The following is a 23,881-nucleotide window of genomic DNA, read 5'->3' on the forward strand; positions in this document are numbered from 1 at the left end:
TAATTCACAACTGAATATTCTATTTGCGAGTCAGTAACAGACTGCCAAAACCGGAAGTATCTTGATAAGAATTACCTGATGAATCGCTCCAGATGGACACACTGCTTCGCTTGCCATCCCCCGCACCATCATCATTAACTTGCAGATCGAATCCAATCCATCTTTGGCCTTCAGCACGAACGCTATCTAGTGGGATTGCCACTTCAACTGTATACCCTCCGCTTGTTAATCGGGTAGCTGATTTGAAGCTTTCTTTACGTGCATTTCCTCCAAAAGAAGCCTCATTATCAAAATTGACCCGGTACTGGGCGTCATCCTCCTGATAGAATGTTGTCTGATCTTTGCTCGGGTCGATAAAAATCTCGATCGAATCCTGCTCATGTGCATTAGAACTTAATTTGCTTCGCAAAGGATCTTTCACATCTGCCAATACGTACAGGAATTTCTCATCCCATAACAGCTGTGCCGTTGCCGTTGCACCGGAGTTTCCGACCACCCAGACATCCGTTTTAACAGATGCAGCGTTTTTCCAGATGTTATCCTTTTTCGCATCAATTACAGGTTTGCCATAAGTGACTTTGGTTTGTTTCAATACAGAACCCAGCTTCAGTTTGCCCCGGTTGGCTGGTTTGTCGGGCTGTTGATTGGAAATATCATTCCAAACGATGGTCGCTGTCTTTCCAGCAGCATATTCATCCGTAATCCGAAAATCCAGAGACAAGACCTGGCCTTCGGTAAGTAAAGTAGCTGACATAGGAAGTGATGCGTATACAACATACCCGGTTTTTGTTTCCTGTACGTTGTAAGTATTTTTGTCTTGGCCTTTACCGCCGTCCCGTTTGAACGTATATTGACCATTTGCAGACGGCGGATTTTTCTTCTTGGCAGACAGATCAGCTTCAGAAGTTGCAGCGCCTGTCCCCTTGACTTCTTCCGCGAGGAAAACCTGCACCTGATCCCCTTTGCGACGTGTGGTATCCTTCACTTCCACTCGTAAATTCACCTTTTTGGCATCCCACATCATACGAGCCTCACCCGTAACCGCAGATGTACCATCTGCCAGATGATTAATTTCAAGTCCTTTCACAGCACCCCAAAGAATATCTTCCTGTCCTTTGTGATTCGGGAAAGAAGGGCTGGCCTTCAATGCTGTCCATTCATTACGATAGATCGGAAGGGTGGTAGGGTCCACCAGTGCCCAAAATGCCGGTTTTGCTTTTAATTTACGATCAAATAACAATGGTGCATCTTTGCGTCCTTTGACTGGATGATTATCAAGCCATGTACCATCATCCGCAAGTCCCCATACTGTAACACTGTCCATTACGCCGCGTTTTCCCAGCTCGTCGAACAGGTCGAACAGTTCACGATAACGGTAAGCTTGTTGCAGCATTAATTCATCTGTGACAGGCATCTCCAGTTCAGAATTACTCGAATAGATCGAAACGTCCAGCTCTGTAACCTGTACATTCACACCAAGAGCGATCACTTTCTCAAAAGCCTCACGAATAAGCTTTACATCCGGTCCGTACATGGATACATGCATCTGGAATCCAACCGCATCAATCGGTGTTCCTTTGGCAAGCAGCTTCTCTACAAGCTTCACCATATCATTCACCTTGTTTCCATTGCCCTCCATTCCATAGTCATTAATCACCAGTACAGCATCAGGGTCAGCCTCACGTGCATATCGGAAAGCCAGCTCAATGTAATCACTGTCATCTCCGTCGCCATCCACATCCCCAATAATATCTCTCCACTTGGAATTACTGGCCTCATTCCGCAAGCCGCCTCCGTCTGAGATGACTTCATTGACGACATCCCATGTATGAACCTTTCCTTTGTACCGGGTCACGATGGTTTGAATATGGGTTTTCATCCGTGCAAGCAACTGTTCCCGCGTGGCAGGTTTCGATGCATCATTTGGATCTGTAAAGAACCAGTCCGGCACCTGACTATGCCATAACAGCGTATGACCTCTGATTTCCATGTCATTTGCTTCGGCAAACTTCACCAGGCGATCTGTCTCTGACCAGACAAACTGTCCTTCCTGAGGTTGCATCGCATCCATTTTCATAAAGTTTCCAGCTGTAATACTATTAAAATGTTTCGTCAACAGCTGGGAATGCGGATCTTCCGCATCCAGTGCAGACTGGTCGATAGCCGCTCCCATTGCATAGTGTTGTCCCACAACATCCACGAGATTCGGAATGTTCGGCTCTATTTCAATTTTTTCGGCTTCCGTAATCAGAACATCATCCACGTAAAAAGTAATCGTATCCGCCGGCGTCACTTCCGCTGACGTCTTCCAAGGTGTCTCTGCATACATGCGGAATCCGGTGATGCCGCTATTTTCTCCAGGGATCACCACATCTGCCTCGATTTTTTTCCACTGTCCTTTGTTCAGCGTTGCAGAGGCAAACGTAGCATATTCTCGACTTGAAGCGTCGTTATTGTACTCTTTCTCCAGTGAACCGTTAATGACCTGACTGTCCGGTCCTTCATCGTACATGGCCCAAAACGAAATATGAACCGTGCTGCCCTTCTCTACATGGTCTATTACTTCAATTAAGGGTCCATGAAACGTTTCGGTACGGGAAGAGGTTCTCAGGCTGCGTGTACTGTCGTGACCTACTTGCGTTACGATATCAAGCTTTTCACTCGCACGTGGACGCCATTGTCCCAACACACCATCTTCAAAATTAGCCTCGAACAGTACTTCATCCTCGCCAGTCTTAACGTCCGCAGCCGCAGCACGTGTCCCTCCTGTTCCCACACTTGGGAACAAACTGAAGATCAATACAGCCGATAAGCACAAGCTCCACCATTTTCTCAAATGCATCCGATCTCCTCCTTGGTTCGTTGTTTGTGAAGAATAACCTTTACTCTGCCATGTGCCAGCCCTTTACAAGATCGTTATACAGGATGGATAGATGCTAATGGACAGAAAATTGTAAGCACTTTCATTATACGATTGCCAGTAAACTTTGTTTACCCGTTAAACTATAGGACTTGCACCACTCCATAAACCATATGTTTCCAAATGAGATATAGAACGACAAAAAGCACAGCTTATTAGCTGTGCTTCGTGTAAACATCTTTACTATTTACGTTTTTAGGCTTTTAAGGGTGCTGTCGTCTGACGAATGACCAGATTGGAAGGTTCCGTCACCACAGGAGGAGAATAAGATGGATTCTCGATCATGGCAATCAGATATTCGATGGACTTAATGCCAATGGAATAGATATTCTGATTCACCGTGGTCAACCCCGGTTTGAATACCTCAGCATAATACGTGTTATCGAACCCGACAACCGAGATATCTTCTGGTACACTCAATCCATGCTTTTCAATTTCATGAATCGCACCAAAAGCAGACATGTCTGATGCACAGACAATTCCCGTTGGTTGATCCTGAAGTGCCAGCAATCGTCGGGCAGCCTTGCTTCCTCCGTCGAAGGAATAATCGCAGACTTCCAGATATACCGTAGAATACGGGATGCCGCATTCTCGCAGCCCTTCCCGATATCCTTCCAATCGCAGATTAGCTACGGCAGGTCCTAACGTCCCTGAGATATAAGCAATCTTGCGATGTCCTAGCTCATACAGATGTTTGACACTCATTGAGATCCCGTTCGCGTTATCCGTAGTAATGTAACCGGCACGCTTGCCCAACATATCCGTGTCGATAAACATCGTTGGAATCTCTGCATCCACCAGTTCCTGAATACTCGCGTTTTCTCTGCCTTCCCCGAATACCACAACGCCATCCACATTACGACTGCGGCAATGTTTGATGAACGAGTACGCCGGATCATCGAATCGAGTAGACAACCGGACCAGATCATATCCACTGTTCTCCAGCGCTGTTTTGATCCCTTCCAGCAACTCCGACACAAAAGGGTTCGTAAACGGAACCGTTAACAGCACTCCCACCGTCCATGAACGGCGTTTGACAAGTCCACGTGCGACCACATTGGGTTGATATTTCAATAATTCGATGGCTATATTGACTTTTTTGCGTGTTTTTTCACTTACATCAGGATAATCGTTTATCACTTTGGAAACGGTTGCAACAGATACTCCCGCTTCCTTGGCTACATCATGGATAGAAGCCATCTGATCACCTCAACCTCTTTCAAATCCCCTGTCTCCGGCTGCTTTTCTATAACATCGGCAGGTTTGTCTACCCATTATAGCTTAAAACAGCCTGAAACGGTATGGAAGGTTCCTAATGCTTTTAAGCTCTATTCCTGCTGTTCCAGATTCTTCAAATCCAGAGACAGTTTCTCCATTGTTGTTGCAAATACAGCGAGTTCAGCCGAGCGTGAAGCTTGGCTACGTGCTCCGCGAGAGGTATGATCTGACTCCTGCTGCACACTGCTCAGTTTCTTCATGATCTGCTCCAGATTAGACTGAATTTTACCCTGGGCGTCCCGAGAACTGGCTGCAAGCTTGCGCACCTCACTGGCAACCACTTCGAAGCCACGTCCGAACTCTCCTGCATGAGCAGCTTCAATCGCTGCATTCAGACCGACAAGATGACTCTGATCCGATATCTCCCGAATGAGTTCACCCATTTTTCCGATCTGCTGGATCTCCCCTGTTAATTCCGTGAGCAGAACTTGAGCCTGATCCTGAGAAGCCGCTGTTTCTTTGGCTACACTCGATATAGCCATTGCACTCTCATTTAATTCACTAATCATGCCTGTAAGCTCTTGGGTAATCTGCGTAATCGCCTGTAACGTATGTTGTTGGTCATCGGCAAGCTGATGTAACTTTTCTTTTTCTTTCTTCTCATAGGCTTCAAGGACAAGCTGTGAATCCAGATTAAACATTTTGCTGAGCGCTTGAATGACAAGATGCCAGGAATCAGGGATAACCTGTTGGAATATGCTCGTTGCAATATCCAGGTAGACCATATAGGTACCCAGATAATAATCTTCAGACAGACCAATCCGTGAATGCACAAGTCCAATCGCAATCCGTTGCTCAATATATGCGTCATCCACTATTCCGTCAGTCATTGATAACCAGTACATCTTCTGTGTTTCTTTTAGACGATCAATGGTAGAGAATCTTGCGATCAGATCTACCAATTCAGGATAATTTCCCACATGATTGTAGAAATGATCTACCACTTCATTAACGACTTTTTTAAAAACAGGCCGATGATCGGCAAGCAGTTTTAGATCCCCTGCGGTTAATCCCATGTAATCAAGTTGCTTCTGTCTTGTTGCGGAAATACTGCTCATATCTGGTTCAGTCAGCTCCTTAATAAACACTAAATTACTTTAAATTGTAAATATATGTATTGATTATAGACTAAAATACCTAAATATACATATACCATTAGAACTAATTCTCTTTAAAATTAACCTTATTTGTCAGCTTTTTTAGATTAATATGACCTTCATGTAATTAAAAAGGCCCTGACCCTGCTGTGAAGGAGCCTCACAACAGGCATCAGGAGCCTGATCCGGAATGGTTCGTTGCCGATTAGCGGTTAAGCAGACTGCCCACATAACGTAACAGTTCATTCGCGCTGGCTGCGGTGTATCCATGTTCCTCAATTAAGCGTTTAATGACTTCATTCATACGTTTCAATTGGGTTGCATCCGGTGTTTTGGTTGAGGTTGTGATCTTGACGATGTCTTTCAGATCGGTGAACAACTTCTTCTCAATCGCTTCACGCAAACGGTCATGGCTGCTGTATTCGAACTTGCGCTCCTTGCGGGAGTATGCCGAGATTCGGATCAGAATCTCTTCTCTGAACGCTTTCTTTGCATTCTCGGAGATCCCGATCTGCTCCTCAATGGATCGCATCAGACGCTCATCCGGGTCCATCTCTTCATCCGTGAGCGGGTCACGAATCTTGGACCAGTTGCAGAATGCTTCAATGTTATCGAGGTAATTCTCGAATAGCGTTCTTGCGGATTCCTCGAATGAGTACACAAATGCTTTCTGTACTTCCTTCTTGGCCAGTTCATCATACTCCTTGCGTGCAAGAGCAATAAAGTTCAGATAACGCTCCCGCTCTTCCTTTGTGATCGAAGCATGTTGGTCCAGACCGTCCTTGATGGCCCGCAGAATGTCCAACGCGTTAATGCACTGAAGATTTTGCTTGATCAAAGCACTGGAGATCCGGTTAATGACATACCGTGGATCAATGCCGGACATCCCTTCATCCAAATACTCATTTTGCATCTCGCGCAGATCGGCTTCTTTGTATCCTTCCACTTCTTCACCATCATACATGCGCATCTTTTTAACGAGATCCATGCCTTGTTTTTTCGTTTCCTTCAAGCGGGTAAGTATGGAAAAAATGGCTGCAGTCCGCAGTGCATGCGGTGCAATATGAACATGCTTCATGTCACTTTGCTGAATGAGCTTGGCATAGATTTTCTCTTCCTCGGACACTTTCAGATTGTACGGAATCGGCATGACAATCATCCGGGATTGCAGTGCCTCATTCTTCTTGTTGGAGATAAAAGACTTATACTCCGATTCATTCGTATGCGCCACAATCATCTCATCCGCACTGATTAAGGCGAAGCGTCCTGCTTTGAAGTTCCCTTCCTGCGTGAGCGACAGGAGATTCCATAAAAATTTCTCATCACATTTCAACATCTCCTGGAACTCCATTAACCCACGGTTCGCCTTGTTCAACTCCCCATCAAAACGATAGGCACGTGGATCGGATTCGGAACCAAACTCGGTAATGGTGGAGAAGTCGATACTACCCGTCAGATCGGCAATATCCTGTGATTTCGGATCGGATGGACTGAATGTTCCTATCCCCACCCGATTATCTTCGGAAACAATGACCCGTTCCACCGGCACCTTGCTGATATCACCACCATATTCGGTACGCAGTCTCATCTGGCAGGATGGGCAAAGGTTACCCTCAATGCGGACTCCAATTTCCTTTTCCACTTCAGGGCGAAGCTCCAGTGGAATCAGATGCAGCGGTTCCTCATGCATCGGGCATCCATCAATGGCGTATATGGCACCTTTCTCTGTCCGCGAGAACTGTTCAAGCCCCCGCTTCAGCAGTGTCACCAGCGTCGATTTCCCTCCACTTACAGGACCCATCAGGAGCAAGATCCGCTTACGTACATCCAGACGACGTGCTGCCGAGTGGAAGTATTCTTCAACCAGCTTTTCAATCGATCGATCCAGTCCAAAGATCTCCTGTTCAAAAAACTTGTACCGCTTATGCCCACCTACTTCTTCCACGCCAAACGATTCAATCATCTCATACACTCTGGCGTGAGCCGTCATTGCCGGAGTCGGGTCCTCTCTCAGCAGTGCAATATAATCTTCAAATGTTCCGTTCCATGTCAAACGGTCACTCTCTGCCCGATGTTCCGCAACGCGTTCAAAAATATTCATGCTTGGTACCTCCCATGGCTCCTTTAGTGTGATTGTCAACCATTCCGAATGGTATGAAGAAATCAATAGAATTGCGGCTCCTGCTTGAATACCAATCTTGCGGTCCTGTGTAGTCCCGCCACCCTCTGTCCAAACGTCTTGTTTTGTTGTGAAAAGTGTATTACATACCTATGCGGCAATTCGGATAAGTTGACCTCTTTTTTTCAATCAACCGCTTCGAATTTTGGCTTTTCCCTGTTCTATCAGACATCTTGTGCCTTCAGAAAAAAAAGAACGAATATGATATAATGAGGGTTCTAAATTCAGGAAACCGGACAACACATGGTCAGAGACAGGCCACTTCTGGAAAGGAGCACGGACGATGGCAGTGAAATACGAAACCGAATTATATTCACCTGTGAAGGCTTTCTTCGAGCAGCGTGGCTTCGACGTCAAGGCGGAAGTCAGACATTGTGACCTCGTCGGAGTCAGATCAGACCAGGACGAACCACTCATTGTGGAAATGAAAAAAACATTTAACCTCTCCCTGTTGCTGCAGGGCATGCAGCGCTTGAAGCTTAGCCCGTTCGTGTATCTGGCCGTCGAGCGCAATCGCAGCAAACGTGGAGCCGTGAACCAACGCTGGAGCGAACTGACTGCACTATGCAGACAACTTGGTCTAGGGCTGCTGACTGTCACATTTTACAAAACCAAAGCCCCCCTGATTGATGTATTGTGCGAGCCCTCTGCCCTGATCCCCCTCACTGGCCGCAATCAGGTTGCCCGTAAAAGCGGTGTTCGGCGGAAACGATTGCTCAAGGAATTCGATGAACGCAGCGGAGACTACAATACGGGAGGCAGCACACGAAGACAGCTGGTCACAGCATATCGTGAGAAGGCTTTGCGTGTCGCATCCGCTCTACGGACGAACGGAGAAGCCTCTCCGGCCAACCTTGCCAGACAGACAGGCGTAGGTTCTGCCGCAGCGATTCTGCAAAAAAATTATTATGGCTGGTTTGAACGCCTCTCTCGTGGAAAGTATATTTTGACGATTAAGGGAGTACAGGCGTTAACCGAGCATGCACACATGCTTGAGGATAATGATATGATTGAACGAACCATTAATGAACTTGATGTAACGTATTCTGTATCTGGTGAAAATAACGACGACCTTGCACACATTGCTGAAGCAGCGGAGTTTTACTTAAAAAATACAGGCAAGATCTGAACCGAATCATCTGAAGTAACGGATGTGAAAAAAATGAGAATGCAAAAAACACCTGTAATCTCCACTGGAGACTACAGGTGTTTTGATGTGTTTTATATAGAAGAGTGTTATTAGAATTTTACTGCTACTTCGGAAGCCAATTTCAGACCTGCAGTAACGATTTCTTCAGCACGATCTGCAGAAGCGTTATGTCCTTCAACGATAACCACTTCAGGGTTTTGAATGCCCCACAAGCCGATAACTGTTTTCAGGAAGTTCAGGGACATTTCAGCAGCTGCCATTGGGCCTTCGGAATAAACGCCACCACGTGCGTTAAGCAAAGCTACTTTTTTGTCGCCAGCAAGTCCTACAGGACCTTCAGCAGTGTATTTGAATGTTTTACCAGCTTGGCTCAGGTAAGCAATGTAGTTTACCAATGGAGCTGGAACAGTGAAGTTCCACAGTGGGAATGCAAATACAACTTTGTCAGCTGCCAGGAATTGATCTTGCAATTGTGCTGCAAGTGAAGCTGCTTTTTGCTCGTCAGCTGTCAGTTCAAAACCGTTAGCTGCTTTGTAAGTACCTGTGATAGCAGTGTTACCATAGAATGGGAATTCTGTATTGTAGAGATCCAACTCAGTAACTGTGTCACCTGGGTGGGACTCTTTGTATGCGCTCAAGAATGCATCGTACAATTTAACGCTGACTGCTTGATCTGCAGGACGGTCATTTGCTTTAACAAATAAAATATTAGACATGTTGAATTTTCCCCCGTTAGATAAAATATATGAGTGCTTTTTCTGAACTGGCCACCATTGTAGCTTATATAAAGAAACCAACAACTCATTAATTCATATTATATATAAAAATGTTAGTGGATGCAATAACGTAATCACTTTGGTCATGAACCAATTTTAATTTTTGCTACAAAATCTAATTTTGATCTGACTTAGCTACGAGCCGTAAATTCGGAAATGGCTTCACTGATCAGGTTCATGCCGAGCAGCAATTCATCACGGCCCGGATGGCTAAAGTTCAATCGAATGTAACGTTGATCCTGTACACCTGTGGAGCATAGTGATCCAGGAAGAAAAGATACACCTTTGGGCAAAGCCGCCTTAAGCAGAGCGCCACTATCTAATCCTTCCGGCAACTGTACCCACAGATACATTCCGCCCTCAGGGATATTGTACTGACACCCTTTCCAGCCCGGTCTTTTCAACAGTTCAAGCATCAGTTTGAGTCTTGTCTTATACTCCCGATTCAACATGGATAGGTGATCACTCCAACGAAAAGGGGAATGGGCAAGCAGTTGATATAACAGCCGCTGATTCATCGGACTGGACTGACCATCTGCAATCCGTTTAACCGAGGCCATTGCCTGAATCAGCGCAGGATGTCCAGCGGCCCATCCGGTTCGAAGAGCGGGCGCTACCGTTTTGCTAAATGAACCAATGTAGAGAACATGTCCACCCTGATCGGCAGTATCCAGTGCAAAGAGTGAAGGATATTTACGATAGAATTCCGTTGGCTCAAGGCCATCGAAATGGAGCTCTCCATAAGAATCATCTTCCACAAGCAGTACACCATAGCGCGAACACAGCTCAAGGACAGCCTCCCGCCGTTCCATACTCCACAAAGCACCGGTCGGATTCGAGAAACTGGGTGCAGCAAAAAGCAGCTTCGGTCTAACCTGCTGCATGTGTTGCTCCAAAAGGTCTGGCAATATGCCGTCCCGATCACCCATTACGGGCACAATCTTGGCTCCTTGCATCTCCAGAACCTCAAGACAGCCTGGAGATGTGGGATGTTCAACCAGTACAGAATCTCCGGGCTCAAGTAATAGACGCATCACCAGATCGATGGCCTGCTGGGTACCAGTGGTCAACAGAATCTGCTCGGGTACCGTTCGTATGCCTTTGCGTGCATTCCAGTCTTTGTTCAACCACTCTCTTAGGGGCGTATAGCCTGCTGGCTCTCCATATTGCAGTGCGGAGGGGCCTGAACTAAAGACAGACACGGCTGCTTCTTCCAACAATTTGAAAGGAAACAACTCCTCCGCAGGCAATTCTTCTGCCAGAGAAATGAAATAATCCCTGCCAGACATCTCACGTATATCCCTCAGTGGTGATGACAAAAGCCTGTTGGTACGGGAAGCAAAGAAATATTTCATCGATCCGTTCCCCTTTCGTCCCTATTCCGAAACTGTACTCGCAGTCCGCAGCCCTACAACCTATTCCTGCGCGCCATCGAATATGACCGGATGCATACCGAACTGTTGTGATCATGGGAAGAACAAACCTGTTTCGTCAGGATCCCGTCTTCACTTGTCTTGCATGCAAGGCATAACGTTCAATGGCCTGTGCTCTACTGCTGACTTCCAGCTTCACGTATATTTTACGCAGGTAATTATCAATGGAACGTCTGCTAACGTTGATCTCATTCGCTATTTTATCATAGGTTACACCCTGAACAATTCTTTCCATGATAAAAGTTTCGGTTTCTGTTAATTCAATGACACGTGCTTCTGTCGGAGACTCCACAGGTTGCGCCCACTCCGCACTGTTTAACCACGACAATGGAATGGACACATGGCCCTCACGTAACCCAGAGATCAGATGAATCAGCTGGCTAGGGGAAGCCTGTTTGGATAACATGCCGCTTGCACCAAGACTCATCAGATGACGAAACAACTTCACATTGTCTTCATCCGTCAAAATGATGATGTGACTGTGAGCTGACAGATTCTTCATCTGGGCAATATATTGATCTGCCTGACCCTCCGGAAGACGATAATCCATAAGAATCAGATCAGGCTGGTGAATATTCACCAGTTCGAGCCCTTCTGTTCCGGTCGAAGTCATGCCACGTACCGTCAGATCTTGCTGCTCTTCCAAAATCAATTTTGTACCGAGCATGCTGGTGGGGTGGATATCTATGATGACCACCTGCCATACTTTTTTCATTGTTGTTCCCCCTGTTATGTATTGGACAAATAACTTCTAGCTTCTGTCATGATAATTCCATTGTCTATGCGACAGTCCGAGTATAGAAGAAGCATAGGTCGGATTATGTCGAAAAACAGAAAAATACAGGAGGAAGCCGATAAAAAAGCTCTATTTTCACTGTATTTTGTTATAAAAACACCATGACGTCCCTCTTCCCATCCCCGGAAAGGTCAAAATATAGTATAAATTTCCTGCATTTCTATCTAAAAAAGTCGAAAAACCTGCCCAAAGTTCCTACTTATTGCATCTATAAGAAATTGTATCCTAGGACTTCCTTCCGATGCAATCTCTTTTTACTCTATTAAGTAAAGAATTTCATTTTTGCGTAATCAATAGGGGCATGATAGAATGAGGACTGGAAATTTTTTTGTACCTATAAATGACCAGGAGTGATGATATGAAACCATCTGCCCCGTCCTCTGACATCCATCACACCCGGAGCGCCAAAGGCAAGGCTGGATCTTCAATCAAGCTGTTTCTGGTAATGTGGATTGTCCTCATTGCACTAGGAGTCGTTGGAACCTACTATTATAGTAACCATCTCCAACAACAGATGATTAACCAGCTTCAAGCCCATAATCAGCAGCAGATTGCAGCGCTAAAAACCGACTACGAAAATCAGCTAACAACGATATCCAAGGAAGTAGAAGACCTGCAGGGACAGGTTCAATCCTTCAATGAATTGCTGACTTTCACCAAGGATAATGCAAGTGACAAAACGGATAACAGCAACAAACTGTATACCCAGCTGAGCGAAGTCAAAAAACAACTGGAGACACTCCAGAAAAAGATGGACCTGCTCAAATGATTACACCCGTCAAACAGGTTAATCGTTTTTTTATGCTTGCACTCGCTCCTTTTGTTGGATTGATATTATGCCTGCTGCTGCTTCGTCCCCCACTTGAACCCGGAGGTTTGATGCCTACCGAACTGTCAGAGGATACGATTACACCCCGGACCCAAGCAATTAGCCAAGAGCTTGCGGGGGCAAAAGATGCTGCTGTCCAGACTTCTTCTTCTATTAAAAGAACGACACAGCTCTATAATAAAACAACAAGTACGATGTCTACACTTGTGCAGAAGGCTTCCGCCCAAGCGGATCGTCCGGAAACGATCTACAACAAACGGATTTCATCCAAGCTTGGCGTTCCATTTGAACGGGTAGACAGTGACCGGCTAACGATTGAAATGTACAGAGTGAATCCTGGCAGCTATAAGGGCTATGCCATGAAGATCAAGCTAAAAGACCCTACGGCCATGCAGATGGCTCTAGACAGTGAGCCTGGGCGTTCTGAGACGACCATGCAGGCTGTGAAGCGTAACGGCGCAATTGCCGGGATCAACGCAGGTGGATTTGCTGACAGTGGCGGCAAACGTTATCCACTTAGCACAACCGTCATGGATGGGAAATACGTGAACGGTTTCCAGGCCAGTTTCAAAGATCTGTTTTTTGTAGGACTTAACGATGCCGGCAAACTGGTTGGAGGCAAGTTCTTCGACAAAAACTCACTGGATCGCCTGCAACCACAATTTGGGGCTACGTTTGTACCCGTGCTGCTACAGAATGGACGTAAAACCGCAATTCCCGACAAATGGAAAGTATCACCCAAACGAGCACCACGTACAGTCATTGGCAATTATAAGGATGATCAGTTATTGATTATTGTAGTTGACGGATATAATGAGGGCGGAAGTTCCGGTGCTACCCTTGAAGAGTTGCAAGGGCGGTTGTACAAGCTTGGGGTGATCGACGCCTATAATCTGGATGGCGGTGGATCATCCTCGCTTATTCTGAATAATCGGGTCGTTAATAACCCTTCAGATGGCAGCCTCAGACCGGTGCCCACACACTTTTTATTTTACAAATAATAGGGTGAAGCATTTCTTTTCTACCTATAATGGTTATAATAGAAGAAAATGAGCTTGTGCAGGAGGTGCGAAGGGTATGTCATTTTCACTGACATTCTGGATTATTGCAATCGTATTGACTCTCTTCATTACAGGCATTCTCACTTCATCCTACAACAATGACAAAACAAAAGGCTTGTAAAGGCCAAGCCTCTCTCCGGAGAGGCTTTTTCTATTGCTTCATCCTCGAAATAGCAAGAGACAAGGCTTAAAAGAATGATTCAATTCTTCTAAGCCTTGTCTCTTGCTGTATTCGGGATCAATAGCTAACCGCCCGGTCATTCCGCATAGATATAACCGAATCAGATGGAATAGGCCCACTCACCGACCCACCCTCAACTAATGTCACATAAATTCGTTCATGATCGACGGGTTCTCCAGCAATAATTTTGATCAATTGTTCAGCAGCGAGTGATCCCCACTTGCGTTTGGAATAATCAATGCTTGCCAATCTCGGCTGGACGTACTTGCTCAATTCAATATTGTCGAATCCGATGACGTCAATCTCCTGACCAACGCCAAGTGTACTGTCTGCCAGACGATCACACAAGCCAATAGCCATCTCATCATTGAGGCAGAATACCGCTGTGGGTCCATCATACACCTGCACAATCTGATCTGCGGCTTGTTCTCCACCACTCTTTTCAAAATCTCCCGTAATCTCAATCCATTCCACATCGGCTTCACGTTCAGCAACCTGTCTCACAGCCTTTAACCGCTGCACAGAGTCAAACGAACCTTCCGGTCCGGTCACCACGTAGATTTTCTTATGTCCCTGTTCAATCAGATGTTCCATCGCAAGTGTCGCCCCGGCTTTGTTATCCAGCAGAACCTGATTAATGTTGGGATGATCCATCTCACGGTCCAATACAACGATTTTGTGCCCACGATCGGCATACTGCATTAGTTCCTCACTTGCAAACGTATGATCCAGAATGATCGCACCATCAATCATTCTCTCTGGAAGCATGCGATGGGATTGTTTACCACTGCACACGATCAGGTCATAACCTTGAGCATTACATACGGCTTTCATGCCACTCAGCAAGTCTCCGTACACATCTCCTCTAAAATCGGTCAAGAATACACCTAGAATTTTGGATTCCCTCTTCTTCAGTGTTCTTGCTGCGGCATTTGGAACATAGTTCAGTTCTTTGGCAATGGCCAAAATTTTGGAACTCGTCTCATCGGTCACTTTGTTGCTGCCATTCAGCGCATATGACACAGTAGAGATGGAAACTCCCGCCTGTTTGGCGATATCCTTGATACTGACCACATTCTTCGCTCCCCTGTTATGTTTATCAGGCCTTTCATAACAAAAGGCCTGACACATTACTCTTTCCATTCACCGGATTAAACAAGTCTGAATGATTTCTTCTGAGTATCCCGACTGTTTGCACCCACAAGAATATGGAACTCGCCTCGATCACTGCGGTGGCTTAAGTCGGAATGGTGATAACGAAGCTGTTCTTCATTTAACGTAAACGTCGCTGTACCACTCTCGCCTGGCGCCAGTGCAAGCTTCACATATCCTTTCAGCTCACGCATCGGACGAACGACTTCACCTGTTACATCACGAACGTACAACTGAACGGTCTCCACGCCTGCGCGCTCACCCGTGTTTGTTACACGTACTTGAATGCTCAGGGACTCTTCGGCAGTCATCTCATTACTTGACACTTCAAGATCACCATAAGAGAACGAAGTGTATGAAAGACCATAACCGAACGGAAGCAAAGGTTCATTCGGGCTGTCAATGTATTTGGATACGTAACGTTCTTCCGTCTTCTCCGGGTTCAGTGGACGACCTGTATTGAAATGGTTGTAATAGACCGGAATCTGACCTACGGACTGCGGGAAGGACATCGTCAGACGTGCGGATGGATTCACTACACCTGTCAGAACATCTGCGATCGCTGCTCCGCCTTCACTACCTGGGAACCAGGCTTCAAGAACGGCATCCGATTCATCGATTACACCATGCAGATCCAATGGACGGCCGTTGAAAATAACGGTGGCAATCGGTTTTCCCGCTGCTTTGAGCTGTTTAACCAATTCCAATTGGGCTGCTGGCAGACGGATATCCGTGCGTGAGCCACCTTCTCCGCTCATCTCAGAGTCTTCACCCAGAGCGAGAACAATCAGATCTGCTTTGCTTGCCACTTCCAGGGCTTCGGCAATCTGCTCAGCTGTAATCGTATGAACATTACTGCCTTGAGCAAATTGAACTTTCCCACCTGTCAGGCGCTCTTGCAGAGCTGTTCCCAGCTTAACTGCATCTTCCTTAACCCCTTCACAGGACCACCAGCCCAGAATGTCTGGACTCTGTGCAAAAGGACCAATGAGGGCTACATTAGCTTCCGGTTGAAGTGGAAGAACATTGCCATCATTCTTCAAGAGGACAGCTGATTTTGTTGCCAGTTCATACGATACCTGACGGTGCTCTTTGGAGAAAACAATTTCGCGCTCACGTTCCGGATCGGCTGCACGCAGCGGATTGTCGAACAATCCCAGCTTTTCTTTCAGTTGCAAAATTCGCAGAACGGCTTCATCAATGAGCTCTTCTTCCACTTCACCGCTCTCAATCAGCTCAGGCAAATGATGAACATAACACGGTGTCATCATCTCCATATCTACCCCTGCACGAATGGCACGATATGCCGCTTCACGATCATCTTCTGCAGCACCATGTGCAATCATCTCGCGAATGGAAGCCCAATCCGAGATTAATACACCATCAAAGCCCCACTCGTCACGCAAAATGCCGCGCATTAACTTCTCATTGCCACTTGCCGGAATACCGTCAACCGTATTGAACGAAGTCATGACCATCTCCACGCCCGCATCCAATGCTGCTTTGTACGCTGGCAAATAGTACTCACGCAGGTTACGCTCAGACATGTCCACCGTATTGTAATCCCGACCACCCTCAGCCGCCCCATACGCCGCAAAGTGTTTAACACAGGCTGCAAGACGATCTGGCTCATCCTTCAAACTATCGCCCTGATATCCACGTACAAACGCAGCCGCAAACAAACTGTTCAGATAAGGGTCTTCTCCTGTCGTTTCCATCACACGACCCCAGCGTGGGTCACGAACCAGATCCACCATAGGTGCAAAGGTAACATGCAAACCGGATACAGCTGATTCACGTGCTGCAATTTCAGCACTTTTCTCAGCCAGTTCTGTGTCCCATGAACAACCGATCGCCAGTGGAATCGGGAAAATGGTTTTGAATCCATGAACTACGTCAGCCATGAACAAAAGCGGAATGCCCAAACGGCTTTTTTTCATATAAGCTTGCTGTACATCAATGATGGCCTGCGCACCGGACAACCCCAGAATGGACCCACTGGCATCCACGGACTGCTCCGTAATTCCCATCTCTTCCATCGGCCCTGTGATCTGACCTTCAACATTTGTTCCTTCATAAAAGTTGGCAGTCAACTGAAGAAGCTGAGCTGTTTTTTCCTCCAACGTCATCTGTTTTACCAGATCTAGCAACTGCTCGTTATTCATCTGATCGTATCCTCCACTATAAGTTGTTGAAATAAAGAACCCGGCTGCGTTCGGGGAGAGACCGCGCACCGGGTTCAAAATGAATTACTGAATGATTACTAGAATTTATCGTTTAGCTCATCCAGATAAGGTTGAACCAGGGACATTTTACTGTTTACCCATTCTTTCCAGTTCGCCTCTAGATCTCCGTTTTTGAGGATCAAGTTGGCATATTCGTTCTGGTAGTCGAATGAAGCCTGACTCTTAGCTTTGGAATCGTACAGGTTGACATCCCAATCGTATGGTGCAAGCGATTTGCCTTCTGTACCAAGTTTTGCTTTTTCTTCGAACAATTTCACGGCTCTATCACGGTAATCTTTTTTGATTGCAGGGTTTACAACACTGAAGTCGTCACCGAGCAGATACAGACCTTCGAAACGTGCTGGGTATTTATCTTCCAATACCGTTCCTTCTGGCAACAAGCTAACGAGTTCGTTGTTTTCATCATATTTCCAATCTTTTCCTTCAAAGCCCATGTTGATGAGCAACTGTCCTTCTTTTGTTGCAGAGTAATCGATCAGATCCATGATCCGTTCGAATTTCTCGTCACTGATGTCCGGATTGAAGATCAATGCAGACCAGAAGTTGGCTTGCTCCATGTTACGGTATTTCCCGTCATCGCCTACTACGATTGCTGTGTGTACCAGTTCATCACTATCTACACCCAGATTTTTTTTCATATCGGAATCCAGACCTTGTCTGTACGAAGCCAGTCCGCCCAGACTTGTTACAGCAGCTGTACCTGTTACTTTGAAGTTGTTTTGACCTTCATTGTTTTTCCATGTGTAGAACTCAGGATTGAGCAGTCCATCTTTATAGGCTTTTTGCATCAATTTAAGTCCTGTCAGCGTTTCAGGATCTGCTGGTCCCCAGTGGAATTGGCCATCTTCACCTTTGTAGAACGGAGAGTCAGTCATGGCATGCACACTGTTAGGCATAATCATGTTTGTCATGGCATCTGCCGCATTATAGGACAGAGGTACAAGTTTGTTACCCACTTTGCCTGGATCTTTTTCTTTCACTAGCGCAGCATATTCGTTCAATTCGGTTGTTGTATAAGCATCTTTCAGTTCAAAACCAACCGCTTCAGCCCAGTCTTTACGAAGCGCAATGACACCAATTTGGTTCGTCAGTGGGTCAGCTGGTTTGTTCTCGAAATAGATTGGTCTAGGCAGGACGTATGTTCCACCTGTCAATTCTTCCAACTTGTCTCCAAGACCCGTCAAATTGTAAGCTGCTGCCACGTTAGGCCAGCGTTCTTTCCAGTCATCCGGGAATTTGTAGAACAAACCTTGTTCAATACTGTTAATGGCATCGCCATGTACGTAGTTCCATACCGCTACATCCGGCAAGTCGCCAGAGTTGATCCACAGACGAAGCTTCTCGCCCCATGAATCCCAATCGATATAGTTGTAGTCCCAAGTTACATTGAATTTGTCTGTCCAGAACTTGTGGAAGTCATTATCCAGGTTCCCGTTTTTGATTTCTGTCAGGTTAGCTACAGAGATGGTCAGGTTGTCTTTGTAATTTCCCTCTGCATCTTTTTCGTTACCACCTGAAGCTCCTTGGCTGGAACAAGCGGTCACCATCAGCATAACTACACTAAGCGTGATGGCAAAGAGAGCTCTTACTGACAACTTTTTGTTCGTTTTCATGTTTTACCCCCATGTTTTTAGTAGAATTTTATTGCAAAATCCTATACGTATAATCAGGTCTTGATTGCCCCTGTTAATACCCCTTTGGCAAAGTGTTTTTGCAGCATTGGGAAGAAACACATAATTGGTACCATGGTGACAAATACGGCTGCCATCTTCATGCCCATTGAGAAGTTGCTTGCCTGGGCAGCATCCACACTGGATGCATTGGATGCATTCGTCGTAGATGTCACGATAATATTTCGGAGTACATTCTGGAGCGGTAACTGATCCGCTTTTCGAAGGAATATCATCGCATCATACCAACTGTTCCAGTAAGCTACACCGTAGAACAACGTGATTGTAGCCATAATTGGTGTAGCCAGCGGAAGAACAACAGAGAACAAAATTCTCCACTCTCCGGCTCCATCCAGTCTCGCCGATTCCATCAGCGATTCAGGCAAGGTGTAGAAGTAGTTCATCATCAGAATCATGTTAAAAGCACTAAAGCTTCCCGCCAGGATAACAGACCACAGCGTACCAGTAAGATGAAGTGATTTCATGATCAGGTACAGCGGTACGATACCACCATTAAAGATCATGGTGAACAGTACCAGGAAAAATATAAATTTCTTAAATGGAAATTTGTTGCGACTAAGGCCATATGCCATGCTTGTTGTCAGGAACAAGCTGAGTGGCAAGCCGATGACTAGCAAAATAATTGTATTTTTGTACCCCGACAGAATCGTTCCGTCAGCGAACAATGCCTTATAGGAATCCAATGTCCATTCTTTAGGGAACATCAAAAATGGATTGTCAGCATATTCTTTTTGTGTTGCAAACGAGATCATGATGACATTCCAGAACGGAATCAGGATCATCAGGGCAAGCACTAGTAATACGGCAAAGATAATGTAATCGAGAAGTGTCATTTTTTCTGTACCAATTCTCGGTTTTTTGTTAGCTTTCTTGCTCATCTCATTTTTCCTCCTCTCTTATCGGAACAAACCGTCTCCGCCAAGCCACTTGGCAAATCTGTCAGCAAGAAGCAGCAAGGCCATATTCACCAGGGAACGGAACAAGCTGACCGCTGTCGAGAATGAGAAATCGGTTGATGACTGGAACGTAATCCGATAGATGTATACATCGAGTACTTCCGATACATTTTTGGTAGCGGCATTTGCCAAGTTGAAGATCTGGTCAAACCCGGAAGACATCAATCCACCAACCGACAGAATAAACATGATTGTGATGGTTGGAAGGATGTTCGGTAAAGTAATTTTGAACATCTGTTGCATACGAGAAGCCCCGTCAATCTGTGCTGATTCATACTGATCCTGATCAATACCGGAAATGGCAGCCAGGAATATAATCGCGCCCCATCCACTTGATTTCCAAATATCAGTCAACAGCAACATTGGTACAAAGTTGGATTCGGATCCCAGGAAGTTAATCGTTGGCAATCCGAGTAATCCGAGCGCGCTGTTTACCAGTCCGTCATATGCCAGCACATTGATGACCACCCCGGATACGATGATCCAGGACAGGAAGTGCGGGAACGTAAGAACGGTTTGGAACAATTTTTTCCCTCTGCGCATCCGCAATTCATTCAGCAACAACGCCAGAATGATCGGGAATGGGAACTGAATAATCAGTTTCAGAATATTGATGTACAGCGTACGCCATACTGCGTCGATAAAGGTTGGATCACGGAAAACATATTTGAAGTTCTCGAATCCGCTCCATGGACTTCCCCAGATGCCCAGGTTGGCCTTGTAATCTTTGAATGCCAGAGACAGGCCACCCATCGGCATGTAGGCAAACAGGATTAGCCAGACAAGCCCCGGAATAAGCAGGGTGTATGTCATTCGGTGCTTCCAGATTTCAGTCCAGAGCGAATTGCCCTTCACGTTTCCCTTCAGCTTTTTGCTAGGTCCTTCGGCTGCAGGTTTCACATTGCATCTCCTCACTCTACTTTGGTCTTGTCGTTGTACAGAAAATCAAACATCGTTCTCAGGTGGTGCTCCCAAAATCTCCATTCATGAGCCCCTGGCGTCTCCACATACCGAAAATCAAAGGCAGTCCCCTGCATGTATTTCGCATAGTCGCGATTCATCTCTACGAAGGGGTCACTATCGCCACAGCAACTGAGGATATCCGGTAAAGGAACACCCTGTTCCAGCAGCTTGGCCGACAGTGCGTAAATATCCTGATCGGCTTTTACCTGTAAACGTTCTCCAAAAACCGCTTTCATTTCCTTGATCATGGTCGCTGGCATATGGGGATCATGAAGTCGTGTCTGGATATCCGTTACGCCGGATAGAGACACGACTTTGCGATATCGCTCTGGATAAGTTAGTCCACATTTCAGTGCACCATATCCACCCATGGATAAACCGGCGACGTACGTTTTCTCCGGATCAGGATTCAGATTGAGTAGACGCTTGCATACTTCAGGTAACTCCTGAGTGATGTAGTGGAAGTAATTCAGGCCGTATTCCATATCCGTGTAATAGCTTCGATTCGCTTCCGGCATAATGATGGTACAGCCATATTGGGCTGCATACATCTCAATTGTGGTTAACCGCTGCCAGGTACTCGCATTATCGCCTGCCCCGTGCAACAGATATAGTGTACCGCCTGAAGTCTCTCCGGAGTCACTGGACACAACATGTATGCTGGTATTCATGCATAAGGTTGGCGATCCAGTTTCGATCGTTATATGTGCCATAATGTAACCCCTCTCATCATCGCCTGCTGTCTTACTCATTCGTTTCTCTGGCGTTGGATCGCAGGCTGTTGTAGATTCCCTTGTATTACGATGGGTTATCGAAACGATTTTCTCGAATCGTTTCAAAACATAGCCAACGTTGATTCACATGGACTTCATTACAACACTTTTAATGTGGAAGCGATTTCTTCGAATCGTTTCGAATAAATCATAAGCCCGATGAGTAAATCCTGTCAATAACCTTTTTACAAATTTCGCGTTTTTTTCTCGAAAAAATGCTGTTTCAAGTCTAAATTTGCGTCGAAAGACACTATTATTACGAAAAAATGAAAATTTAGTCAGTGCTATTACAACTTTAATTGACACCAAACCAGGTTTATACTAACATGGGTTCTGATTTTGCATTCGAATTACGGAAACGTTTCACCAACCGATTTTACTCAGGTTTCACCTGATATTAGGGAGGTTAATATGTCTGAGCAACTCAAAGGATTCATTCATACGATTACTGAGCAACAATTGAACGTTTTTTCCATTCGCATATTACAAAAAGGGCATCTGCTTGCCCATTGGGACCGGGATAAGGATCAGCGCAGGGTACAACATTCCATCAGCAAATCCTTCACCTGTATGGCCGTTGGACTTGCGCTTAAAGAAGGTCTGTTACATCTGGATGCGACACTTGGTGATTATTTCTCTTATGATCATGTACTCATTGCACAGCACAATCTCCCCTCTCCACGGGAATTGAAGTTACGTGATCTGCTCCGAATGTCTTCGGGCCATGACTCTCCCCCTCTTTGGGCTGATGAACGAGCTTCATTGACCGAAAAGGACTGGGCGAAATATTATATGTCTCTGCCTCTGGACCGGGTACCTGGAGAACAATTTACATATAGCAGTGGGGATACATTTATGATCTCAGCCATGCTACAGGCTGCTACCGGCCAAACCGTGAAAGATTACCTGACTCCACGATTATTTGATCCACTTGGCATCCATGATGTAGAGTGGGAAACCTCTCCACTGGGGGTAACTCTTGGCTGTGCAGGTCTTTGGATAAGCAATGAGGAACTGAGTCGGTTTGGACAGTTACTGCTGCAGGAGGGCCTTTGGGAAGGCACACAGCTTGTACCTGCAGATTGGATCAGACAGGCTACGTCCCAGCAGATCGAAACGACTGGAGACGGAGATTGGGGAAAAGGCTACGGCTATCAGTTCTGGATGTGTTCTCATGGCGCTTATCGCGCCGATGGAGCCTATGGTCAATTGTGTATCGTAATTCCCTCAAAGGAAGCTGTCATAAGTATTAATAGTGAGGAAGAAAATATGCAAGGCATCCTGAATGCTGTATGGGATAAGATTTTACCCCTTTACACCCGGCGTTAGTCTACGTATTTTATCTTTTTTTCAATTTGCAATTATGCCATCCACTTGAGAATAAAACAAAAAAAACGCCACGGGGTTAATAAACCCCATGGCGTTACTTCTTATCCGTGTTGTGGAAGCTGAGTCATTTCATCTAAACATTGTGCGCATATGTAACGCTCTTTGAACTCGTTGACTTCCTCGATGGATCCGCAGAAAATACATTTTGGACGATATCTCTCCAAGATAATATGGTCCCCTTGTACTAAGATTTCTACAGGATCTCCCTCATTCATTTGATACCTTTTACGCAAAGATTTAGGCAATACGATCCTACCTAATTGATCAACTTTGCGAACTACTCCAGCTGGCTTCATAGCTACGGCACACCTCTCCTATCTTACTCTAAATTTCTAGGTACATTTGTACTATGTTTATAGATTCGCCAAGATTTTGTCGAATCCTGCTGGAAATAAACATTTTTTGTCCTTTTTTTTGAAAAATGTTTTTTTACCGAATTCTAGCCGTCATTTATACCCTGAATCTATCCTTCTAATCCTGGGAAATTGAGCTGGCGTAACGCTTCATATACAATAATTGCTGCCGAATTGGACAGATTTAATGATCTAACGTCACCAGTCATTGGCATTTTCATGCATGTATCGGGATTCGCAGCAATTAATTCAGGTGGCAGGCCTTTAGTCTCTTTACCAAAAACGAGGAAATCTCCATCCTGAAAATTAAAATCACTGTATCGGTTCTTGGCCTTCGTAGTTGCGTAGAAGAAACGACCTTCCGGATATTTGTCCTGAACCTCAGCAAATGAGTCGTGGTATTCAATATGAACAGCATGCCAGTAGTCCAGCCCTGCACGTTTCAATGTAGCATCATCTGTTCGAAATCCAAGTGGACGTACGAGATGCAGATGGGTCCCGGTTGCCGCACAAGTACGCGAAATATTGCCTGTGTTCGCCGGAATTTCTGGTTCAACCAGAACGATGTGTAAAGCCATATGTGTTCAATCTCCTTTTCATTTCATGTTGACGACAACCCTCTAATCTTAAAGAAAAGCCCTCCACACGTCAATGTGGA

General features: G+C 45.7%; 19 protein-coding genes. 4 read left to right on the forward strand and 15 right to left on the reverse strand.

All coding sequences use genetic code 11. The features are described from left to right. Positions 1–19: 19 nt before the first annotated feature. From NSQ38_RS26705 to NSQ38_RS26720, 4 genes are all read right to left on the reverse strand, one after another. Positions 20–2,842, reverse strand: coding sequence for an endo-1,4-beta-xylanase (locus NSQ38_RS26705; RefSeq protein ID WP_339784916.1), 2,823 nt, complete (start codon positions 2,840–2,842; stop codon positions 20–22). Between the two features lie 273 nt (positions 2,843–3,115). Beyond that, the gene (locus tag NSQ38_RS26710) at positions 3,116–4,120 is read right to left on the reverse strand and encodes a LacI family DNA-binding transcriptional regulator (protein ID WP_338593054.1); all 1,005 of its coding nucleotides are present in this window, start codon (positions 4,118–4,120) and stop codon (positions 3,116–3,118) included. Between the two features lie 128 nt (positions 4,121–4,248). After that, the gene (locus tag NSQ38_RS26715) at positions 4,249–5,256 is read right to left on the reverse strand and encodes a globin-coupled sensor protein (protein ID WP_047842288.1); all 1,008 of its coding nucleotides are present in this window, start codon (positions 5,254–5,256) and stop codon (positions 4,249–4,251) included. Between the two features lie 244 nt (positions 5,257–5,500). Then, the gene (locus tag NSQ38_RS26720) at positions 5,501–7,396 is read right to left on the reverse strand and encodes a PrkA family serine protein kinase (RefSeq protein WP_036610009.1); all 1,896 of its coding nucleotides are present in this window, start codon (positions 7,394–7,396) and stop codon (positions 5,501–5,503) included. Positions 7,397–7,757: 361 nt separating this feature from the next. On the opposite strand from NSQ38_RS26720, the gene NSQ38_RS26725 reads away from it, so the two are divergent. After that, positions 7,758–8,603, forward strand: a complete 846-nt coding sequence (locus NSQ38_RS26725; protein ID WP_339784919.1) for a DUF2161 family putative PD-(D/E)XK-type phosphodiesterase — start codon at positions 7,758–7,760, stop codon at positions 8,601–8,603. A 110-nt stretch (positions 8,604–8,713) separates the two neighbouring features. Here NSQ38_RS26725 and NSQ38_RS26730 read toward each other — a convergent pair whose 3' ends face one another. The 3 genes from NSQ38_RS26730 to NSQ38_RS26740 all read right to left on the reverse strand — a co-directional run bounded on the left by NSQ38_RS26730 (position 8,714) and on the right by NSQ38_RS26740 (position 11,548). Continuing rightward, positions 8,714–9,340 (reverse strand): FMN-dependent NADH-azoreductase, encoded by a 627-nt coding sequence (locus NSQ38_RS26730; RefSeq protein ID WP_074094326.1) that lies wholly within the window; start codon positions 9,338–9,340, stop codon positions 8,714–8,716. A gap of 191 nt (positions 9,341–9,531) precedes the next feature. Further along, positions 9,532–10,755 carry a PLP-dependent aminotransferase family protein gene (locus NSQ38_RS26735; protein ID WP_338593042.1) on the reverse strand — a complete coding sequence of 408 codons (1,224 nt, stop codon included), beginning with the start codon at positions 10,753–10,755 and terminating at the stop codon, positions 9,532–9,534. Positions 10,756–10,891: 136 nt separating this feature from the next. Then, positions 10,892–11,548, reverse strand: coding sequence for a response regulator transcription factor (locus tag NSQ38_RS26740; RefSeq protein WP_338593040.1), 657 nt, complete (start codon positions 11,546–11,548; stop codon positions 10,892–10,894). Positions 11,549–11,987: 439 nt separating this feature from the next. Here NSQ38_RS26740 and NSQ38_RS26745 point away from each other — a divergent pair, with 439 nt between their 5' ends. Both NSQ38_RS26745 and NSQ38_RS26750 read left to right on the forward strand, forming a co-directional pair. Further along, positions 11,988–12,398, forward strand: coding sequence for a uroporphyrinogen-III C-methyltransferase (locus NSQ38_RS26745; RefSeq protein WP_017689578.1), 411 nt, complete (start codon positions 11,988–11,990; stop codon positions 12,396–12,398). After that, on the forward strand, positions 12,395–13,459 hold the full coding sequence (locus NSQ38_RS26750) for a phosphodiester glycosidase family protein (protein WP_091032697.1): 1,065 nt from the start codon (positions 12,395–12,397) through the stop codon (positions 13,457–13,459). The genes NSQ38_RS26745 and NSQ38_RS26750 overlap by 4 nt, the downstream gene beginning before the upstream one ends. Positions 13,460–13,757: 298 nt before the next feature. Here the strand turns inward: NSQ38_RS26750 and NSQ38_RS26755 are convergent, their stop codons facing one another. The 6 genes from NSQ38_RS26755 to NSQ38_RS26780 all read right to left on the reverse strand — a co-directional run bounded on the left by NSQ38_RS26755 (position 13,758) and on the right by NSQ38_RS26780 (position 21,421). After that, entirely contained in the window at positions 13,758–14,774 is a 1,017-nt protein-coding gene (locus NSQ38_RS26755) for a LacI family DNA-binding transcriptional regulator (protein ID WP_339784921.1), read from the reverse strand. Between the two features lie 77 nt (positions 14,775–14,851). Continuing rightward, on the reverse strand, positions 14,852–17,017 hold the full coding sequence (bglX, locus tag NSQ38_RS26760; protein ID WP_339784923.1) for a beta-glucosidase BglX: 2,166 nt from the start codon (positions 17,015–17,017) through the stop codon (positions 14,852–14,854). Between the two features lie 98 nt (positions 17,018–17,115). After that, positions 17,116–18,711 (reverse strand): ABC transporter substrate-binding protein, encoded by a 1,596-nt coding sequence (locus NSQ38_RS26765; protein WP_307538221.1) that lies wholly within the window; start codon positions 18,709–18,711, stop codon positions 17,116–17,118. Between the two features lie 53 nt (positions 18,712–18,764). Further along, on the reverse strand, positions 18,765–19,667 hold the full coding sequence (locus NSQ38_RS26770; RefSeq protein ID WP_289391845.1) for a carbohydrate ABC transporter permease: 903 nt from the start codon (positions 19,665–19,667) through the stop codon (positions 18,765–18,767). Positions 19,668–19,685: 18 nt separating this feature from the next. Beyond that, entirely contained in the window at positions 19,686–20,645 is a 960-nt protein-coding gene (locus NSQ38_RS26775) for an ABC transporter permease subunit (protein WP_017689585.1), read from the reverse strand. Between the two features lie 11 nt (positions 20,646–20,656). Next, positions 20,657–21,421, reverse strand: coding sequence for an alpha/beta hydrolase family protein (locus NSQ38_RS26780; RefSeq protein ID WP_145319748.1), 765 nt, complete (start codon positions 21,419–21,421; stop codon positions 20,657–20,659). A 471-nt stretch (positions 21,422–21,892) separates the two neighbouring features. Between NSQ38_RS26780 and NSQ38_RS26785 the strand changes: the two genes are divergently transcribed. Beyond that, complete coding sequence (locus NSQ38_RS26785; RefSeq protein ID WP_339784925.1) at positions 21,893–22,810, forward strand: serine hydrolase; 918 nt, start codon at positions 21,893–21,895, stop codon at positions 22,808–22,810. Positions 22,811–22,911: 101 nt separating this feature from the next. On the opposite strand, the gene NSQ38_RS26790 is transcribed toward NSQ38_RS26785, so the two are convergent. After that, entirely contained in the window at positions 22,912–23,166 is a 255-nt protein-coding gene (locus NSQ38_RS26790) for an AbrB/MazE/SpoVT family DNA-binding domain-containing protein (protein ID WP_036610032.1), read from the reverse strand. 167 nt (positions 23,167–23,333) lie between these two features. Next, the gene (gene trmL, locus NSQ38_RS26795) at positions 23,334–23,801 is read right to left on the reverse strand and encodes a tRNA (uridine(34)/cytosine(34)/5-carboxymethylaminomethyluridine(34)-2'-O)-methyltransferase TrmL (RefSeq protein WP_339784927.1); all 468 of its coding nucleotides are present in this window, start codon (positions 23,799–23,801) and stop codon (positions 23,334–23,336) included. Between the last annotated feature and the right edge of the window lie 80 nt (positions 23,802–23,881).

The sequence above is a fragment of the Paenibacillus sp. FSL R7-0313 genome (assembly GCF_037969885.1).
Lineage (GTDB): Bacteria > Bacillota > Bacilli > Paenibacillales > Paenibacillaceae > Paenibacillus.

Excerpts from the sequence above, each read along its gene's own strand:
- NSQ38_RS26705 (WP_339784916.1), bottom strand. The coding sequence starts at position 2,842 with ATGCATTTGAGAAAATGGTGGAGCTTGTGCTTATCGGCTGTATTGATC.
- NSQ38_RS26710 (WP_338593054.1), bottom strand. The coding sequence starts at position 4,120 with ATGGCTTCTATCCATGATGTAGCCAAGGAAGCGGGAGTATCTGTTGCA.
- NSQ38_RS26715 (WP_047842288.1), bottom strand. The coding sequence starts at position 5,256 with ATGAGCAGTATTTCCGCAACAAGACAGAAGCAACTTGATTACATGGGA.
- NSQ38_RS26720 (WP_036610009.1), bottom strand. The coding sequence starts at position 7,396 with ATGAATATTTTTGAACGCGTTGCGGAACATCGGGCAGAGAGTGACCGT.
- NSQ38_RS26725 (WP_339784919.1), top strand. The coding sequence starts at position 7,758 with ATGGCAGTGAAATACGAAACCGAATTATATTCACCTGTGAAGGCTTTC.
- NSQ38_RS26730 (WP_074094326.1), bottom strand. The coding sequence starts at position 9,340 with ATGTCTAATATTTTATTTGTTAAAGCAAATGACCGTCCTGCAGATCAA.
- NSQ38_RS26735 (WP_338593042.1), bottom strand. The coding sequence starts at position 10,755 with ATGAAATATTTCTTTGCTTCCCGTACCAACAGGCTTTTGTCATCACCA.
- NSQ38_RS26740 (WP_338593040.1), bottom strand. The coding sequence starts at position 11,548 with ATGAAAAAAGTATGGCAGGTGGTCATCATAGATATCCACCCCACCAGC.
- NSQ38_RS26745 (WP_017689578.1), top strand. The coding sequence starts at position 11,988 with ATGAAACCATCTGCCCCGTCCTCTGACATCCATCACACCCGGAGCGCC.
- NSQ38_RS26750 (WP_091032697.1), top strand. The coding sequence starts at position 12,395 with ATGATTACACCCGTCAAACAGGTTAATCGTTTTTTTATGCTTGCACTC.
- bglX (WP_339784923.1), bottom strand. The coding sequence starts at position 17,017 with ATGAATAACGAGCAGTTGCTAGATCTGGTAAAACAGATGACGTTGGAG.
- NSQ38_RS26765 (WP_307538221.1), bottom strand. The coding sequence starts at position 18,711 with ATGAAAACGAACAAAAAGTTGTCAGTAAGAGCTCTCTTTGCCATCACG.
- NSQ38_RS26770 (WP_289391845.1), bottom strand. The coding sequence starts at position 19,667 with ATGAGCAAGAAAGCTAACAAAAAACCGAGAATTGGTACAGAAAAAATG.
- NSQ38_RS26780 (WP_145319748.1), bottom strand. The coding sequence starts at position 21,421 with ATGGCACATATAACGATCGAAACTGGATCGCCAACCTTATGCATGAAT.
- NSQ38_RS26785 (WP_339784925.1), top strand. The coding sequence starts at position 21,893 with ATGTCTGAGCAACTCAAAGGATTCATTCATACGATTACTGAGCAACAA.
- NSQ38_RS26790 (WP_036610032.1), bottom strand. The coding sequence starts at position 23,166 with ATGAAGCCAGCTGGAGTAGTTCGCAAAGTTGATCAATTAGGTAGGATC.
- trmL (WP_339784927.1), bottom strand. The coding sequence starts at position 23,801 with ATGGCTTTACACATCGTTCTGGTTGAACCAGAAATTCCGGCGAACACA.